Raw genomic sequence first — 16,361 nt, 5'->3', positions numbered from 1 at the left:
TGCTGAATTTTAGGTGTTTGGTTCGATTGTTTGAATGCGTCCACCTTGAGCCTGAATTCCCCTGATCGTTGCCGACAGGGATGTTTGGCTTGCAACGGACTTCTGGACCGCGCGCCGGTTTGCACCAACTTGCAACCGTGAAGTCCAGCTAATCGTGAAACTACCTGCTGTGCCAATGGCTTTGCGCTCATTTAAGGCAGGAACGCTGTCAGTTCCAAGGCTCTTCAACAGGCGGGAAGTCTTATTGCCGTCAAAACCAGCAAACCCAACGTCAAGTGCACTTGCTCGCTGGTAGTTCACTGTTCTGCCACCGGTAGTTGTTCCCATTGCACGGTTGTAGGGAACTTGGTCCAGGCCAAAAGCAGCTAAGTATTCTTCGCTGTAGGTGTAACTCGTGATTTCAGCTTCGTAGCCTTCTTCCGCGAAGAGACGCACATGCTCCATGAGTTCAGCTTGGTCATGGGGCGGTCGTCCCAGCAGATGCTTGAAGTTCAGCTCGACGAACCGATAAGGGCTATTGCGCTCCAGAAATAAACGTTTGTAGGTGTCAGATTGAGCCAGCGCTGTTACCAAGCCCTGCACACTGAGATCCCCGTTGATGAAGAGGGCCTCAAGTGATTCGTTGACATCCAATTCCATCAGGTGTTTGTTGCCAAAAACCTGCTTATAAACCCTTCGAATCACATCAGCGGCATGACCAAGGTCTGTATTTGCTTGTGCTGACAGCGTTGTGATTTCAGTCATGGGGCGGGGATTGGAGTGTGCATGGATTAAGCCCCCTCCTGTCTTTCTAGCGAGGAGAGGGCTTTGGATTGGCTTGCTTGGCCTACATCACCTCAGTGACGGAAAGGATCCTTCCGCCCCGAGAGTGGATGTACTTCATCTGAGCACTCATATCCTTCCCGGAGACCAGATAGGTGGAGTTGGCCGTGCGTTGACGGGAGCGAGCTGTTTGGGCAGCTACCACAATGCGGAAACGCTTCTTGGTGGGATCAGGAGCGCCGGACTGGGTGCCGGTGCGGTTGATCCGACTGGTGGTTGCACTCCAGCCGCTTGGCACCATGCCGGTAGCAACAGAGTTCACCAAGGAGGAGCTGCTGAGCACGGTGTCGCTGGCTGCAAAGCCCTCGGCAAGGCTGAGGTGGCGGTTGAAGCCAACTTGAGCACGGCCGTTTTCGCTGAGGATGCGGGCGAAGGGAACCGTGTCCTCGCCGAAGTTTGTTTGATATTCCTCTGAATCCACATAGCTGCAGATTTCAGCGTCGTATCCACCTTCAGCAAGGATCTTGGTGTGCTCACTGATTTCAGCCTGGGACTGAGGAGCTCGTCCAAGGAAGTGCTTGAAGTTCAGCTCGATGAAGCGATAAGGCGCATTTGTTTCGAAGAAACGACGCTTGTATTCAGCTGACAGGCCAATGGCGCGAACCAATTCGCGTGTGCTCAGGTACCCATCGATGAACTTGCTCTCAGCAGAGATGGCACGCTCGAACTCCATTAGGTGGGGGTTACCCATCACCTGCTTGTAGGTGGAACGAATCAGTGCATTTAGTTGATCTGGACCATCACCGGGGCAGCGTTGATAAGTCTCTTGTTCCCGCTGGCCTAAGCCAAAGAACACGTAGGCATCGCCGCGCATTGGGGCTGAATCCTGACCAGAGGTCACTCCTGGGTCCTTGCTGCTGAAGCGGCCAGTGGTGTAGCTGACGGAAGGACGGACCCCAACGGCTTGGCTTGGAACAGAAATACGGGGAGCCAATCCAGAGGCCAAGCTCTTGGTCAGTGAGCTGCTGCCGCCACGGGCGCTATCGCTGCCAGCAAAACTTTTTTGAATGGCAGCCAACATCGGGAAAGCTGCTGTTGCCAGATCAGCCGGGGAGCTCCAGGCGCGGGCGTAAGGAACGATGTCGCTGCCAAAGACTTCGAGGTATTCAGCGGAATCAACCAGGCTGTCGATGACGGCGTCATGGCCGTGCTCAGCCATCAGAGCCACCTTTGCTGAGACCTCAGCCTGGGAATGGGGTGCGCGACCAAGAAGATGCTTGAAATTCAGCTCAATGCCGCGCTGCGGTGCAACTCCCTCAAAAAATCGCGATTTGTAAAAGGGTGTCTTGGCCAGGCCACGGATGAACCCCCGGACATCGAGGTCCCCATTGCAGAGCTGGGCCTCGAGTTCTGCCGAGCGCTCAAAGTCCATGACATGAGCGTTGCCGTATACCTGGCGGTACGCAGCAGCAATGACCTGCTCAAGCGAAGCCCCATCCTCTGGGCTGTAGCACTCGGTTGTAACGCGATGAGGGCAGTCCTCATGACTACGCGGCCCAACCCCGATCTGCATCTGATCGCAGGACTGCTTCAGGAATTCCCCGATGGTGAGAGCTGCACCCTTGTTTCCGGCGCCCTTGCGCTGGAACGAAACAGGCTGGCTCCATTTGGTGGTGGCGCCGAAACCGAGGGAGGTGGATTGGTTGCCGGACATGGGTTCAGTGGGCTGAGAGTGGTGTTGGGTGGGGATTGATGAGGTCAGATCAGTGGTGAGCTGACGTGGTTGCTGCTTACGTGACTGGGGTGATGCTGGAGATCTTTCCTCCCTCTCGGTGAATCCGGATGAATTGCTCTGAGAGCTTTTCAAAAGGCACGTAATACACGCGGTTGGATTTCACATAACGGGAAATACGGCGAACGTTGTTGGCCTTGTATGAGGTGACCTCAACGCGGTAGGTGCGCCCTTCTTCTCCTGCGCTGGAACCGAGTCTGGTGGCGGCGTCCTGCATGTTGGCTGCAGGGCGGAAGCTCCATCCCTGCGCCTCTTGAGAGGAGGGCGGAATGACTGGGATGGGGTTGTTTTGATAAACCGCACCACCGAGTTTGGAGCGATTGCCGGAGAGGCTGCCCTTCAGGCTGCTACTGCTGTTTCCACGCAGCAGTTGGAAGCTCCAGGTGAATTCCTGCATCGTGGCGCAGCTTTCAGTTTTCCAGCCGCGCTGATAGGGAACAGTCCACTCATCGAAGTAATCCTGATATTCCCCAGAGTCCAAAAAGCTGTCGATATCAGCGTCGTAGCCCTTGGCATCCAGCCGTTCGGCATGGGCTCTCATCTCTTCAAAGTCAGCCGGGGCACGACCAAGAAGATGGCGGAAAGCTAATTCGATATACCGATACCGGGAGCAGCTTTCAAAGAAACGGCTGCGATAGAGATCGCTCTTGGCGAGGCGGCGGACAAATTCCCGCACGCTGATTTCGCCGAGCTTGAACTGGGACTCGAGAACGACCTGTCGCTCGCTGTCCATTACATAGGCGTTGCCGAGAACCTGTCGGTAGATCGCACGAATGATCTGCTCTTTCTCGGCGTCGGCATCGCCTGGAATGAGTTCAACGGGGGCTTCGGTGTCGAAGCGCTCCACACCCAATAGCGAAGCGGGACCAAAGGGCATACGGGTGTTCCAGTACAACGCGCCGACGTATCGTCGAACAAATGCCCGCAACCCCAGGCATTTGTTTATAAAGCTCAATCTCTCGCTTCCCTTGCGCTGTCAGGGATAAGAGATGATCACTCCATAGAACTAGCCTGTTCTGGCAGCTCCAGGCTGGAACGTGTTGTGGACCGTGTCAGAGGGTTCCAGGCGTCCAGCTCCTCTGGCTCCCGTTGCAGCAGCGCTCCACGGAAGGCCTCCACCCCGTGAGCTCCAGTGAAATCGGCTCCACGGAGAGACTCAACGTTTTCCAGTGATGCATCGGTCAGTTCGGCGCCGCGTAGATCTGCAAAGTCCAGTTGAGCATTGCCAAAGCGGGTCCCCAGGCAACTAGCGCCCCTGAGTACGGCTTGTCTGAGGTCTGCGCCAGCCAGCCGAACCCCATCCAAAATGGCTCCGCTGAGGTCAGATCCACTGAGATAAGTCCCCATTAGCACTGAGCCGCGTAGATCCATGCCGCGTAGATCAGCGTTATTCAGGTACACCCCGCTGAGTCGAGCCCCAGGACCTACGGCTCCGCTTTCGCAATGGTTGAAATTTTCAGGCCAGCGGGTGGCTGCGTCGTAGCGAGCTAGCCGCAAATCAGTGCCATCAAGATTGCATTGGCTGAGGTCGCTTCCTCGCAGATCACTGCGGCATAACTTGGCCTTGGTGAGATCCAGTGCCGGCAGTGCCTGACCACTCCAATCCGCCCCACGGGCATCAATTGGTCCAGGATTGAGTGCATCAGGCTTGGTCAGCTCTGGAGGCTCCCACTGCTGCAAAGCCAGAGGCTGGGCGTTCGTACTCAAAGACGTTCTCTGCTGTCAGGGCTGTTCACCCATTGTGCTTACGTCCCTGACGTGCTCAGCATTTCAGCGGCAACAGTAAGCAGGATTCGACCCAATTCGAATCCACCAACGGCAAATAGGCCCAGCCAGAGCTTTAGCGCCCAGGCAGGTGGCTCACCACCTGCCCAAACCACTGACATTTGCATCTGGGCACTGCCACTGACTTGGAAGTTGGGGCTTGGTGCGCGCTCTTGCAGGCTGTCGCGCCAGTCAGCGCCATAACGGGGAAAGCGCTGATAAATGGGGATTTCGCCGGTGGCTTGGCCCGGCAGCTTGCGCGAGCGCTGCTCGGGAACGCGGTCATAGCCAAAGCTGGCCATGTATTCGTCGCTGTCGAGAAGCTGATCAACAAAGGCGTTGAAGCCCTTCTCCCCAATCACGATCGACCAGGCGCGCCGTTCCGCATCGCCATGAACCGGCCGGCCTAGGGCGCGACCAACCACCTGATCCACCATTCGGTAGTTGGTGCTGCACTGGTAGTAGTCGTCGCGAAAGCGTTTCGAGAGCAGCAGGCCGCGAATGAAATCGCGAACGGTGATGTTGCCGTTGCGCAGCTGGGATTCGAGGTTGACGTCGCGATCACTGCGCATCGCGTGGAAAAAGATTTGGCGGTAAGCCTGCTCAATCACCCCATCGACTTCGCTGTTGTAGCTGTCATGGCCAGCACCCCCGTAACCAATCGTGGCCAGCCCGTTGTCATGCAGGTCACCGGCAAGGTTCGAAACTCTGGCGTTCTGCGATGTGAGGGGGTAATCCAGCAGAGGGATCGCCATTGGGCCGCGGGGAAATGGAAAGGACGCTCATTGTGCTGTTGGTGAGCAGGCCTTTCGGGCTGACTTAGCAGCTCGTAACGACACAGGCATTGATTTGCGATCGCAGCTCGCAGAAGGCTTCATCCAATAGCTCCGCATCCAATGATGGGGCTGATTCGCTGTAGCTCTGAGCTGCGAGTTCTTGCAGACGGGCCAGGGCCAGCAGGAGCCCATCGACGGGTACGCCAAGGGCGGCATACAACTCCCCTAGCGCCGCCATGCCTTCGGGGTTGGTGAACTTGGGCTGGGCGACGGCGACGGCGTAGCAGCAGACGCGCAAGAAATGGAAGCAGTCGCGCCAGCAGGCCTCAGCGCGATGCTCTGGGTAGAGCGCCCCTCCCGGTTTCACCAAGTGGGGCTTGGCCTCCAATAGGTCCTGGCGTGCTTGGTCTACCAACTGATGGGCTTGGCCTTGAAGCTGCTCCAGCGGTGCAGTCATCACGCCGCTGTGCTGGCACAGGCTTTGGATTTCGCTGCTGCTCAGCAGGCGGCGCTCTTGATCAGCTTGTTGCAGCAGGTGGCGGGTGCTCTCACTGAGGTTGGGATGTTGCGGCAGGCCCAGCACTTGCGCCTTGGCCGCCAGCTGGCGAATGGTGTCGCTCGAGGGTGCGCTCACGATTGCGCTGGCATCAGCCAGGTCAGCTCACCAGAGCGAGGCACCGGTGATGCGCTCAACCAGCCATGGCGATCAAGCCATAGCGCCCAGGTCACGGCTTTCCCAAGGCCAGGGCACTGCTGAGCGATCAAGGCCGTTTGGGCGGACGACGCACCAAGGGATTGCAGCAGTTTTTGAGCGTGACTGCTGTCTTCGATCACAGCAGGACGGATGGCGGCGCCGACAACCCAGGTCAAACGGGTGGAACTCAGTTCCCCAGTGCTGCTTTCGCAAGCCAGTAGCAGGTTGGTGTCAGCGCCCACGTCACTGAGGGTGTTGCTCCACAACGCGACGTTGTCGGCCTTGAGGTCAATGCGCACCATCCCGGCGCCGGAATCAAGCAACACTTCGCGCTGCTGGCCTGCCCTGGTCAGCAGATCTTTGAGCTCAGTTTCCAGGGCTGGCGGCATGGGATGAGCCCAAGAGTCAAGACTTTATGGCCGCTATCCCTGCATCAGTCCACCCCATAGCGGAAGAAGTTCATCAGACCAGTCTTCTTTGCGCTCAAACAGAAACGGACCGGGTAGAGACCCCCACAACTGTTCATGGGTGTCAGGGTCGTGGCCGCGGTCAATCGTCTCCATGGAGCCGTTCCTCAGAACAAACTCACTGACCAAGTAGGAATCACGGCCCTTACGACGAACCCTGCAGTGGCATCCAGGCTCGACGCTGCCGCTGAAATGGTCGCCCTGATCGCGCACCAGGTAGTTGCATCCCTCGAGGTGAGTGAGATCGTCTTCACGAATTTCGGAGCGCAGGTCGGCATCGTCGATGGCGCCAAAAAAACGTTGTGGCTCAGCCAGGGTGTAGTTCATGACTTTGAGCCCTTGCTCAGGGCAGAGCAAAGGCCTCACCACACGAATGCGATAGGGCTCTTTGGGAGCAATGGCGTAGGCCTGTTCAATCAATATTGAGCGTGGCGCGAGCTGCCCCAAGGGCCTGTAGCGCACATGGATGTGCCCATACAGAGGAGGGTTTTCAAACGCTTGTTGCTGGTTGCTGAAGCTCCCGCATAACCAGCGGGTCAGGCGATCCAAGCTGTCGGTCATGACCCGTTCAAGCCATGGCGATGCTGCCACGGCTGGGGGGGGGATGGACAGGCCAAACAGCATCGATACGATCGGCACGTCCTTCCTTTGGGGCTTGCCGGAATGCTTGAGAACGAATCCGCGGCGTCGGTTGAGCAACGTCTCAGTCAGCAGCTCCATGGACTGATTGATCTCACAGCCGAGTTAACCAAGCGTCTGCTCGCTACAGAGGAACGACTCCTGGCGTTGGAGACCGCTCCAGATTCTCGTGGTGGTGAGCATCAACCCGAGGTTGACCAGCTCCTCGAGGAAGGTCAGCAGCAAGTGCGTCACCTTCACCTGCTCTTGAACCCAGAGGCCGAATCAGCTGTGGCTGAAGTCGCCGAGCAGCTAGAGGAGGAGCCCCATCGAATGGAGGAGCACCCAGAGACGGAGCACGCGGCCTTCTTGGATGAGCCACAACAGCACCACGACGATGACGAGCACTTTTCAGAAAACGACGACCAGATGCCGTTGCTGTCCGCCTGACTCCCTAGCTTGAGGCTGTTGATCGAGGACCGTGTTAAGCGGCCATCCATCTTGGAAACGTCGACTGGTGTTGATTGCACCGCCAGTCATTGTTGTGTTGTTGCTGTTCAGCGGCCCTTGGCGCCGCTGGATGAGCAGTTCTGTCGCAGCAGGCGGAACCATCAGCTTGTTGGTGGAAACCTCGAGACTGAATACGGAGCGCGAGCGCGAGCGGATTGAGGACAATGTTGAGCGCAGCCTGAGGGTTTTTCAGCGCTACAACCCTGATGTGAAGGTGAAGTGGCAGCTCGTGCCGTCCGACCGGATGGTGCAGGAGTTGGGCTATCGCCATCGCCGCGGCTTGGGGCCAGATCTTCTGCTGATCACCGATACCGATTTAGCTGCGCTGGGCAAGCGCGGCTGGATTCGACCGGTCAGCCTGGATGCCACAGAGCGTCAGGACATCCGCCCAGATCTTGTGGAGGCCCTGGAATCTGATGGGCAAATGCTGGCGGTGCCTGAGCTTGTCTTCACCCGCATGGCTTGTTTTGATCGCCAGCGGATGGCCGCTGCCCCAACCAGCCTTGATCAATTAATTGATCAGGCCAAAGCAGGCAAACGCTTTGGTTTTCAGAGCCGATTCAGTGAGTTGACTTGGCTCTACACCAGTTTTGGCGGTGAGCTGTTCCCTCAGGGTGTTGCGTCAACGAATCCCTCAGCGCTGCTGGATTTTCTGCGGTGGTTGCGTTTGGCCAATCTGCAGCCTTCGATCGTCTTTGAGATCAGCCCCCAGAACCTCCTCCATGGGTTTTTGGCCGGCCGGTATCAGTGGGTGCTCTGCGCTAACCGCTGGCTGCCCAGCTTGCAGGATGGGATGAGTGAGCGCTTGGGTCTTGCCGCTTTGCCTCAGGGGCCAGCTGGGGATCCCCGCGCGGTCGTGCACATGCGGCTCTGGGCTTTTGGTTCCCAGTCCAATCCTCGGCAACAGGAGTTAGCGCTTCGTCTGGCGCTGTTCAACATCAATGTGGTTCAGCAGCGCACGATGGCGATTGATCAAGCCACTGTGCTGCCGGTGAATCCGGCGATTGGTTTGCCGTTTAAGGCTTATCCCGTTCTGGCGGTGCAATACCAGCAATACAAACGAGGCCTGGTGCTGACCAACCAGCAATTCTCTGACCTCTATGCGCTTGATGAGCAGGTGCAGCCCCTGATGGATGCGGTGATTAGCGGTAGCAAGACGCCTGAGGCCATCGCTCCGAGGCTGCACCAGGTGCTGCAGGAGAGGCTGCGATGAATAGCTTTGTTCTCTCAGTTGATCATCTGATCTCTAATTTCACCCGCCCGGTGGTGGTGTGGCAGGTCGTTGTTCTGCTGTTGGCTCTCTGGGCTTGGTTTTGGGTTAGTCGACGCCTGGGTCTTGAGGGCCGTTCCTGGCCCCTGACGCGCCGCTATCCCCTGTTGTCTCAGTTGCGGCCGCTCACCAATGAGCTCTTGCTGTTTGGGTTTTTGATCCTGGCCTCTCGGCTGCTGGATTGGCAGACCGGTGTGGCTGGCCTGGCGTTTTTTATGACCCGGTTTTATGGGCTCTGTCTGCTGAGCCGGGTGTTTGTGGTGCTGATGCGCCAGGCCTTGCCTCTGCCGATTGTCACCCAATTCGATGTGCGCGTGCTTCGGCCAGCGCTGGTGCTGTTTGGTGTGGCTGCGCTCATGGCTCAGGTCACGGATCTCAATGCCCTGATCAACGCTCCAATGCTGCGTTTTGGCAGCGACAGCTTTCTGGTCAGTGATCTGCTGCTGCTTCTCATCGGTGCCTACGTGCTCGTGGCTGGAACAGCTTTGCCAGCCTGGGGTCTTGCCTGGTTGGCGAGAAAGCTCCTGGGCTTCAGCGAACAGGCCTATCGCGCGACGGCGCTCCTGCTCCGCTATCTGTTTGTCGGGATCGGTTTGGTGTTGATCCTGGCGATGGTTGGAGTCAACACCACGGTGTTAGCGGCCATCAGTGGTGGCCTTTCGGTGGGTCTTGGGTTTGGGCTCAAGGAGGTCTTCAGCAATTTCCTCAGCGGCCTGTGGTTGTTGCTGGAGGGAGCCGTGCGACCAGGGGATGTGCTGTTACTGGAGTCAACACCTGGTCAAGATCCAGAGCCCTGTGAAGTGATTGAGCTCGGGATGCGGGCGACCACCCTTTGGCGTGATCGCGACAACGTCGAGTTGCTGGTTCCAAACCAGATGTTCTTTACCCAGTCGATGGTGACCTACAGCGGCCGATTGGATCGCAGCCGCCGCGGTCAGGTGCTGATTACAGCCCACTACCGCCATGCGCCAGATCAGGTGATTGCCTTGCTGGAGGAGACGGCCGCAACGATTTCACGGGTGTTGCAGGACCCTGCACCCAAGGGGTTGTTGTTGCGTTACGACGCCTCAGGCCTGACCTACGGAATCCGTTATTGGATCGATGATCCAATGACTGGCATCAGTGTTGCCAGCGAATTGGGCACGTCCCTATGGCATGCCATGAAGGAACGAGGCATTGAAATTGCCCTTCCGCAAAGGGTGCTCCATACCGATGCCAGGACCCAGATTTGAACTGGGGACACGGCGATTTTCAGTCGCCTGCTCTACCAACTGAGCTATCCCGGCAAGCCCTGTTGGGCAAGGGGCAAGCTTAAGTCATCGTTGTGTCGAGAAGGCTGCTGGTGCTGGTGTGGGCCAGGCAAAGGACTCCAACAACCCCATATCCAGCTGCTTGCAGCGCTTCAGCTGCTGCTTGGCTAGTGGCGCCTGTGGTCACTACGTCATCGAGGAGCATCACCTTGGCTGAGGGCTGTTGCAGCGGCTCAACTGAGAACACACCTTGGAGGTTTTGCCGGCGTTGGCTGCCACTGAGATGGTGTTGGCCAAGGCAAGCCCTGCGGCGATGCAGCAACGGCTGAGCTCGCATCCTGCTTTGGCGGCTGATCTCCCTTTGGATCCATTGCGGAGGGCCAGGCTGATGCCCTGGGCGCGGCGGGATGGCACAGAGCTGAATCGCCGACCTTGGCTTGGGCAGCAGCGCAAGGCATTCGCTGGCCAATACGCGGATCACCTTGGGGCTGGCGCGCTGGCGCAGTCTCAAGATCAGCTGTCGCCAGTTCGCGTCATAAAGCCCTAGAGCACGCCAAGGGATCGGCTGGGTTCCCTGGGGTCTGGGCTGATTGAGTTTGAGTTGATCTCGGCAGGATGGACAAAAAGAAGGCCCGCTCCAGGCCTGATGGCAGAGCGGGCATTGGGGATGGATCAAGAGGGTTGGCCAGCCAATCAGGGCCATGGCGTTTGGGCTGTTGAATCCAGCCTTCCCCGGGTTGCCGTGCCGTGTTTAGCCCCAGGTTTTGGCCGTTTTGGGCTGGAACATGCGTTGGAAGGCACCCGATGTTGGGTCCTTGATGGCTTTGGAATAGCTAAAGGCCGACACATCGAAGCTGCCAGCAGAGGTGCTGAGGCTGCGGGCATTGTTCAGGGCCATCACCAGCAGGCTGCGGCTTTGAACCGTTGTGTCTGAAGCGGCGTTGCCGGTGCAGACCTCGCCCATGTTGATGAAGGTGGAGCAGTAGAAGCCAGCTTCGGATTTGAAAGCCCGGGCATAGGGCACGGTGTCGGTGCCGAACACTTCCAAGTACTCACCGGATTGGGTGATCTTGTCGACCAAGGCATCAAAGCCATGCTCGGCAATCAAGGTGATGCAGGCGCTGACCTCGGCTTGATTGACCGGAGGGCGGCCCAGCAGGTGCTTGAGGTTCAGCTCAATGCCGCGGATCGGAGAGACCGTGGAGAAATAGTTCTGCTTGTAGAGATCTGATTTGGCCAACCCAGCCACGAAGTCGCGCACATTGATGTCGCCATTCAGCAGCTGGGATTCCAGCTCGGTGCACCGCTGGCTTTCGGTGGGGCCGAGATTGCCCAACACCTGTTTGTAGGCGGCCGCAATGGCGGTTTCCAGCGCTTCACTGCCGGTGGCGGCGTATTGATCGTTTACCGAGGAGAACGGGCACTCCTCATGGTGGCGAGGGCCAATCCCAATACCCAGGTTGGAGCAGATGTCGTGCTTGTACTGGGCAATCGTGGTGGCTGCTTGCGATTTCTTGGCCGTGTTGCTGGCGGCGTAAGAGACGCGATTCAGGCTGGTGAAATCACGCTTCGGTTTGATGACAACCATTACTGAATCGAGCGGGCAATTGTGAGCTGGAGATTAGGCCCGTTACTTGATGAGTTCCTCAGGGGTTGAGTGCCCTGAAACAAAATTTTTGACTGGCAATAGGGCTTTTTTAGCGTTAACAACCCTGAGGGAAGGATCAGGGCATTTCAGAGAACCGCAGCATCACTGCAAACCAAAGGCAGCTCACCACCAACACCAAGCCGACCCCTGCCCCGATCCCAGCTGTTCGCATCAAGAGCGGGACAGCAATGGGCAGAGAGAGAGAGCCGGCCAACGGCAGGATGAGGACCAGGGCTTTTTTAAGAGCCACAGGGCTCAGAACCACTCGTTTTTGGCTTGTCCAGGCGTGTTGGTGTTGTCCTGGGGGGGTTTGCGCTCGAACTCCAGGGTGATGTCGCGGGTTTGCTCACCATCGGCAGCCACCGCTTTGATCGGATAGAGCTGATGCCCATCGCGGAAGGGAACCTGAACACGGAAGGTGCCATCGGCTGAGAGGGGCACCGCTTCATCGCCAATGCTCAAGGTGGCGGAAGGATCAGTGGCGCCGTAGACGATCAGTTCGGCGTCAGCCACCAGCCAGAAGGAGCGTTGACGTGGAGCGACACCACCGATTCCACTCTCGCTGCGGCCGCTGGCCCAGCGGCCAACACCGGAATCATTGAGGCCACGCGCTGCAGCGGCGGACTCGTCCAGTTCATGGAACGATTCAGAGCCGCGGCCAAGGCGGCGCCAGCGCACGGTGGCGGTTTGGTAGAGCCGCTCGTGCAGGTTGTTGTCTCCTGCATCGGCGGGGGTGGGCAGGGTGCTGGGAGTGGCCTCAAGGGAGAAAGGCACGAACTGGTCCAGGATCTGCTCGCTGGGATGCATGGCCGGAACCCGGGCTACAGCCGAGAAGGCCAAAGAGAACCAACCGCCGTCGTTGAGGCGGAAGCCCAGTTCCACGCGGTAGTCGCGATCACTCAGGGGAACCGGCAGATACCACTCGCTGGAACCCGAATCGACCACCACTTCCTGCAGGGTGTGGGGATGGCTGGAGCCGTCGTGCAGACCGGTGACGTCGCAGACCCGAAGGCAGAGCTGGCGCGCACCAGCGGCATCAGCAGAGCGACGGCTGTCAGCAGCGATCTCCCAAAAGACGTAGGCCCATTGGGGATCACGGGGGAGAAACACCACCCGAGTTTCAGGTAGAGGCAGGGGGGTGTTGCCAAAACCAGCCTCCATCTCGGCTAAGGAGATGGCGGTTTCAATGCGCTTCTCGCCAGCGCTGAACTCCTGCTTTGTGCTGATGGCATCGAGCAGCTCGTCCTTTGATTTGCGGCTGTAAAGAGCCACACCCAGGTCGCTTGCAACGCGGCGCAGTTGTCGGAGAGTCAGACGCGCAAGCGAAGACAAGGACTGATTCACCGCTAAAGATTCCGTTTGGGATCACTCTGCATCCACTAGGCAAAAGTCACAACAGAGATCTCTTCACCCGTCAGCAATTCCTGATTCTTGCTAGGCCAGACGCGTGAGCGGCACAAAAAAGCACCCCTTTCGGAGTGCTTTGAAGGGTGCTGAACGCGATCGCTTAGCGGCCGATGCTGCGGTAAGGAACGCGTGACATGTAGTCCCCACTGGTTTGGGCTTGAGAGCCAGGCATGTTGACTGCGCCCATGCTCCCGACCCAATCCATGTAGTCGGCTGGATTGCCGCCTCGCTTGATCTTGGCGCGCTCGGGCAACCGCTTGATGTCGCCAGTGAAGATGATCTGGGGGAAGCCCAGCTTGTTGCGGTGGTACTCGTCGTAGCGAGGAGTGGTGATGTTGAAGGGGGTGTCGCCCAGATCGCGCCCGGGCAGCACGCGATGGCGCTGGTAAGGGACGGTGTCGAAACCGAAGTTGTCGAGGTACTCCTCGCTATCGAGCAAGGCGTCCACCATGCCGGCAACACCTTTGGTGGCGATCACGATGGACCAGGAGAGCTCCTCGCCTTTGCCGCTGGTCTTGCGTCCCAGCAGGCGTTCCACCAAGTGGCGCACCACCTTGTAGTTGCTGTTGAACCCGTAGAAGGTGCGGGTGAAGGTGTCCGAGAGGCAGAGGCCGCGGATGAAATCGCGCACGGTGATCTGACCGTTGCGCAGCTGTGATTCCAAGAAGCGATCGCGGTCGCTCTTGAAGGCGTGGAAAAAGATCTGGCGATACGCCGACTCAATGACTGTCTTGAGGTTGTCGGCGTCCATCGACTGGTCGAGGGCTACGACCTTGAGGTCTTCGTCCGAGCCCACGCGAATCCGCTCCACCCGGGCGTTTTGGGTGATGGGCGCGTACGGCAGGAGGGGAATAGCCACTCAGTAGTCAGCATCCGACGACGCTGATCGTAGAAGTGGGGGCTGGAAGAGAGCCGAATCTTTTCAATCGCGATCACAGTCCGTAACTTTTCGGACGGCTTTTCTAAGTATTTGTTACCAGCCCAGCAGGGAGCTGGCTTGGGCCGAGGGCTGCTGGTCTCTCATCGGTTGGGCGTCCTCTAGGACCCTGGTTTCCATGCAGAGGGAGGCGGTGTTGGAGAGCCCTTGCACGGTGCTGGTGCGCAGCCTGGTGTTGGGTCCGGCGAACCAAAAGCACTCGCCGCTGTCCATCATTTCGTAGTTGGTGCTCAGCCAAAGGCTTTTCTGCTCATCCAGGCGAAAGCGCCCGGCGACTGGTTCTTTCACGGAATACCCCATGTCGCGCAGGAGGAAGCCCTGGCAGCCTTCGCTGTCGTCGGGCAGCAGGGCAAACACCGTTTCGCTTTCATGGTTTTCCCCGGCTCGGTCCCAGGCCATTGAGCCGCTCCAGCGCACATGACAGCCCCCCACCACCGCGCCGGGGTCCATCTTGTGCAGCTCGGCCAGGGCGCTCAGCCGAGGGTCATCGGCTTCCACCATCGCCACTTCCACCAATGAAGCGCCGGCTTCCGCCCGGCGATGCAAGAGATGGTGCTGGGAGCGTTGGGAGCGCCAGCGGCCACAGCTTTGGCCAAAGAAACTGAGGGCGTCGGTGATGCAATCCATGGCGTCCAGCCTGCCGGGTCGATCCCCATGTTGATCGGTGTCGTGGCGGCCCTGTTGGCTGCCTTCTGCTGGACCATCGCCAGTGGGCTTTGGCGACGGGTGCCCACCTCGCTCAGCGCCTCGCAGCTCAATCTGCTCAAAAACCTCATTGGCAGCTTGAGCTTGCTGCCTGTGCTGCTCTGGTCTGGTGCGTGGCAGGGCGTTTCAGCGCCCACCCTGCTGGCTTTGATGCTCAGCGGAGTCTTGGGGATTGCCCTGGGCGACAGCTTTTATTTCGCTGCGCTGCGGCGTTTGGGCACCCGCCGCAGCTTGACGCTCGATGCCGGTGGGCCCGCCCTTTCAGCACTCCTGGCCCAGCTCACCTTGGCGGAGTCCCTACAGCTGCAGCAGTGGCTGGCGATCGCACTGATCAGCCTGGCGGTCTTGATCGTGGCTCGGCAAGCCCCGCCTGGAGGCACACCAGCGCGGGAACAAGGGCTGGGATTGCTATGCATTGCCCTGGCATTGCTCTGCGGCTTGGCCGGGGCGTTGCTGTCGCGTTGGGCCTTGGCAGGCAGCAGCTGGCAGCCGCTCACGGCAGCTGCGGTGCGCTTGCTGGCGGCCTTGGCAGTGATGTTGCCTTGGGTGCGCTTGCCCACCAAGCAGCAGCCACGCCCTGCAAGCCCCCGCTGGCCCTTGGTGCTGTTGGCCACACTGCTCGGCACCAGCCTGGGGATCGTGCTGCAGCAGGCCAGCTTGCAACAGCTGCCGGTGGGGCTGGCCGTGAGCTTGCTGGCAACGGCGCCGTTGATGGCCCTGCCCCTCAGTCGTTTGGAGGGTGATCATCCGGGCTGGCCGGGGGTGTTGGCTGGTGGGCTTGGCTTTGCGGGGGTGTTGATGCTCGTATCAGCTGCTCAAGGCTGAGGCTGAGCGGGGTTTGCTCTGGTGCTTGGGCCTCGGCAATTTGCTTCAGGCGCATGCCAGCGGCGCTGAGTTGTTCGATCAGCAGCTGCCGAAAGTGATGCTCCCGCTGGAGCTGGGGCTGTGCCACCGCCCAGGCCTCCAGTTCACTCCCGCTGGGGAGAGCGCCATCGCTGCGCCCGGCAGCGGCCTGCAGGCTGCGCAGGCTGTGAGCCAGCAGCCGTAGTCGCTGGCGCTCCAGCAGCGGCCAGGGCAGGGCATCAATGGCTGCGGCTTCGTCGTGGCTCAGTGGGCTCTCAGCCACGGGGGGTGAGCCGGAAACCACAGGTGTGATCGCCATCGAGCTTCCAGTGCACCCGCTCAACGCTGCAATCGGGGAAGGTGCGCCGCATCACCTGCAGCTCTTGATCGCAGATCAAGGGGAAGGCTTCGGCCACCCGTGAGACCGAGCAGTGATACTCCTGCAGCAGCCATGCAGAACTGTCGGGATCCTGGCGGCAGTCGGCCACATAGCCCTCGCGCCGCCTGAGCTCCACCAGTTTTTCCAGTCGGCCGGAGAGGGGCTCATCGCCGAGTTGCTCGCGGTAGCGCCCGGCTTGGCAATCCGCTTGGGTGCTGAGCAGGTCTTTGACTTGCTCTGGGGGCAAGGCTGTGCTCAGCGACTGCAGCAGGCCAAGGGCGAAATGCTCACTGCCATCGGGAAAGCGTCCACGGCCGTTGGCTGTCAGGCGCCAGCGATTGCTCGGCCGGCCGGGACCGCCGGATTGTGGGCTGGCTTCCACCAGCTCGTCGCGCTCGAGGCTGCGCAGGTGGCGGCGCATCACCTGAACAGACACCCCCAATTGCTGGGCTAGTTCTGCAGCCGAAGCCTCACCTTGCCGCAACAGCAAGGTGAGCGCAGCTTCGTGGGTGGAGACAGGAGAAGACGTCATCGTCTTC

At 59.2% G+C, this 16,361-nt stretch carries 19 protein-coding genes and 1 tRNA gene; 4 read left to right on the top strand and 16 right to left on the bottom strand.

The window, feature by feature from the left end; all coding sequences use genetic code 11:
* Positions 1 to 9: 9 nt before the first annotated feature.
* The 8 genes from SynMINOS11_RS10220 to SynMINOS11_RS10185 form a co-directional block, all read right to left on the bottom strand.
* Positions 10 to 744 (bottom strand): phycobilisome rod-core linker polypeptide, encoded by a 735-nt coding sequence (locus tag SynMINOS11_RS10220; RefSeq protein WP_186548332.1) that lies wholly within the window; start codon positions 742 to 744, stop codon positions 10 to 12.
* 82 nt (positions 745 to 826) lie between these two features.
* Positions 827 to 2,476, bottom strand: coding sequence for a phycobilisome rod-core linker polypeptide (locus SynMINOS11_RS10215; RefSeq protein WP_186548330.1), 1,650 nt, complete (start codon positions 2,474 to 2,476; stop codon positions 827 to 829).
* A 76-nt stretch (positions 2,477 to 2,552) separates the two neighbouring features.
* Positions 2,553 to 3,431 (bottom strand): phycobilisome linker polypeptide, encoded by an 879-nt coding sequence (locus SynMINOS11_RS10210; RefSeq protein WP_186548328.1) that lies wholly within the window; start codon positions 3,429 to 3,431, stop codon positions 2,553 to 2,555.
* A 116-nt stretch (positions 3,432 to 3,547) separates the two neighbouring features.
* Positions 3,548 to 4,261, bottom strand: a complete 714-nt coding sequence (locus SynMINOS11_RS10205) for a pentapeptide repeat-containing protein (protein WP_255445391.1) — start codon at positions 4,259 to 4,261, stop codon at positions 3,548 to 3,550.
* Positions 4,262 to 4,299: 38 nt separating this feature from the next.
* Complete coding sequence (locus SynMINOS11_RS10200) at positions 4,300 to 5,073, bottom strand: phycobilisome rod-core linker polypeptide (RefSeq protein WP_186548327.1); 774 nt, start codon at positions 5,071 to 5,073, stop codon at positions 4,300 to 4,302.
* A gap of 64 nt (positions 5,074 to 5,137) precedes the next feature.
* Entirely contained in the window at positions 5,138 to 5,728 is a 591-nt protein-coding gene (locus tag SynMINOS11_RS10195) for a phycobilisome polypeptide (protein WP_255445390.1), read from the bottom strand.
* Positions 5,725 to 6,177, bottom strand: a complete 453-nt coding sequence (locus tag SynMINOS11_RS10190; RefSeq protein ID WP_011936448.1) for a hypothetical protein — start codon at positions 6,175 to 6,177, stop codon at positions 5,725 to 5,727. Before SynMINOS11_RS10190 ends, SynMINOS11_RS10195 begins: the two co-directional genes overlap by 4 nt.
* Positions 6,178 to 6,210: 33 nt before the next feature.
* Positions 6,211 to 6,816, bottom strand: coding sequence for a chromophore lyase CpcT/CpeT (locus SynMINOS11_RS10185; protein ID WP_186548325.1), 606 nt, complete (start codon positions 6,814 to 6,816; stop codon positions 6,211 to 6,213).
* 102 nt (positions 6,817 to 6,918) lie between these two features.
* Here SynMINOS11_RS10185 and SynMINOS11_RS10180 point away from each other — a divergent pair, with 102 nt between their 5' ends.
* The 3 genes from SynMINOS11_RS10180 (at position 6,919) to SynMINOS11_RS10170 (ending at position 9,885) form a co-directional block, all read left to right on the top strand.
* Positions 6,919 to 7,323 carry a hypothetical protein gene (locus SynMINOS11_RS10180; RefSeq protein ID WP_186548323.1) on the top strand — a complete coding sequence of 135 codons (405 nt, stop codon included), beginning with the start codon at positions 6,919 to 6,921 and terminating at the stop codon, positions 7,321 to 7,323.
* 67 nt (positions 7,324 to 7,390) lie between these two features.
* On the top strand, positions 7,391 to 8,596 hold the full coding sequence (locus SynMINOS11_RS10175) for an extracellular solute-binding protein (protein WP_186548321.1): 1,206 nt from the start codon (positions 7,391 to 7,393) through the stop codon (positions 8,594 to 8,596).
* Positions 8,593 to 9,885 (top strand): mechanosensitive ion channel family protein, encoded by a 1,293-nt coding sequence (locus SynMINOS11_RS10170; protein ID WP_186548319.1) that lies wholly within the window; start codon positions 8,593 to 8,595, stop codon positions 9,883 to 9,885. Before SynMINOS11_RS10175 ends, SynMINOS11_RS10170 begins: the two co-directional genes overlap by 4 nt.
* Here SynMINOS11_RS10170 and SynMINOS11_RS10165 read toward each other — a convergent pair.
* The 6 genes from SynMINOS11_RS10165 to SynMINOS11_RS10140 form a co-directional block, all read right to left on the bottom strand.
* Positions 9,867 to 9,939: transfer RNA gene (locus SynMINOS11_RS10165), tRNA-Phe, on the bottom strand. The two genes, SynMINOS11_RS10170 and SynMINOS11_RS10165, sit on opposite strands and share 19 nt — an antisense overlap.
* Positions 9,940 to 9,964: 25 nt before the next feature.
* Positions 9,965 to 10,414 carry a ComF family protein gene (locus SynMINOS11_RS10160; RefSeq protein WP_186548317.1) on the bottom strand — a complete coding sequence of 150 codons (450 nt, stop codon included), beginning with the start codon at positions 10,412 to 10,414 and terminating at the stop codon, positions 9,965 to 9,967.
* 240 nt (positions 10,415 to 10,654) lie between these two features.
* Positions 10,655 to 11,491 carry a phycobilisome rod-core linker polypeptide gene (locus SynMINOS11_RS10155; protein ID WP_011936442.1) on the bottom strand — a complete coding sequence of 279 codons (837 nt, stop codon included), beginning with the start codon at positions 11,489 to 11,491 and terminating at the stop codon, positions 10,655 to 10,657.
* 315 nt (positions 11,492 to 11,806) lie between these two features.
* Positions 11,807 to 12,895: a DUF4912 domain-containing protein gene (locus SynMINOS11_RS10150; RefSeq protein WP_186548315.1), complete on the bottom strand. Its 1,089-nt coding sequence runs from the start codon at positions 12,893 to 12,895 to the stop codon at positions 11,807 to 11,809.
* A gap of 163 nt (positions 12,896 to 13,058) precedes the next feature.
* Entirely contained in the window at positions 13,059 to 13,817 is a 759-nt protein-coding gene (locus SynMINOS11_RS10145) for a phycobilisome rod-core linker polypeptide (protein ID WP_011936439.1), read from the bottom strand.
* Between the two features lie 114 nt (positions 13,818 to 13,931).
* Positions 13,932 to 14,522 (bottom strand): phycobiliprotein lyase, encoded by a 591-nt coding sequence (locus tag SynMINOS11_RS10140; protein WP_011936438.1) that lies wholly within the window; start codon positions 14,520 to 14,522, stop codon positions 13,932 to 13,934.
* 27 nt (positions 14,523 to 14,549) lie between these two features.
* On the opposite strand from SynMINOS11_RS10140, the gene SynMINOS11_RS10135 reads away from it, so the two are divergent.
* Positions 14,550 to 15,425 (top strand): DMT family transporter, encoded by an 876-nt coding sequence (locus tag SynMINOS11_RS10135; RefSeq protein ID WP_186548313.1) that lies wholly within the window; start codon positions 14,550 to 14,552, stop codon positions 15,423 to 15,425.
* On the opposite strand, the gene SynMINOS11_RS10130 is transcribed toward SynMINOS11_RS10135, so the two are convergent.
* Together SynMINOS11_RS10130 and sufR are read right to left on the bottom strand one after the other, a co-directional pair.
* Positions 15,325 to 15,762 carry a hypothetical protein gene (locus SynMINOS11_RS10130; protein ID WP_186548311.1) on the bottom strand — a complete coding sequence of 146 codons (438 nt, stop codon included), beginning with the start codon at positions 15,760 to 15,762 and terminating at the stop codon, positions 15,325 to 15,327. The genes SynMINOS11_RS10135 and SynMINOS11_RS10130 overlap by 101 nt on opposite strands.
* Complete coding sequence (gene sufR / locus SynMINOS11_RS10125; RefSeq protein ID WP_011936435.1) at positions 15,719 to 16,354, bottom strand: iron-sulfur cluster biosynthesis transcriptional regulator SufR; 636 nt, start codon at positions 16,352 to 16,354, stop codon at positions 15,719 to 15,721. Before sufR ends, SynMINOS11_RS10130 begins: the two co-directional genes overlap by 44 nt.
* Between the last annotated feature and the right edge of the window lie 7 nt (positions 16,355 to 16,361).

This window comes from Synechococcus sp. Minos11 (genome assembly GCF_014279855.1).
Lineage (GTDB): Bacteria > Cyanobacteriota > Cyanobacteriia > PCC-6307 > Cyanobiaceae > RCC307.
This window is presented reverse-complemented; position numbering and strand designations above follow the sequence as displayed.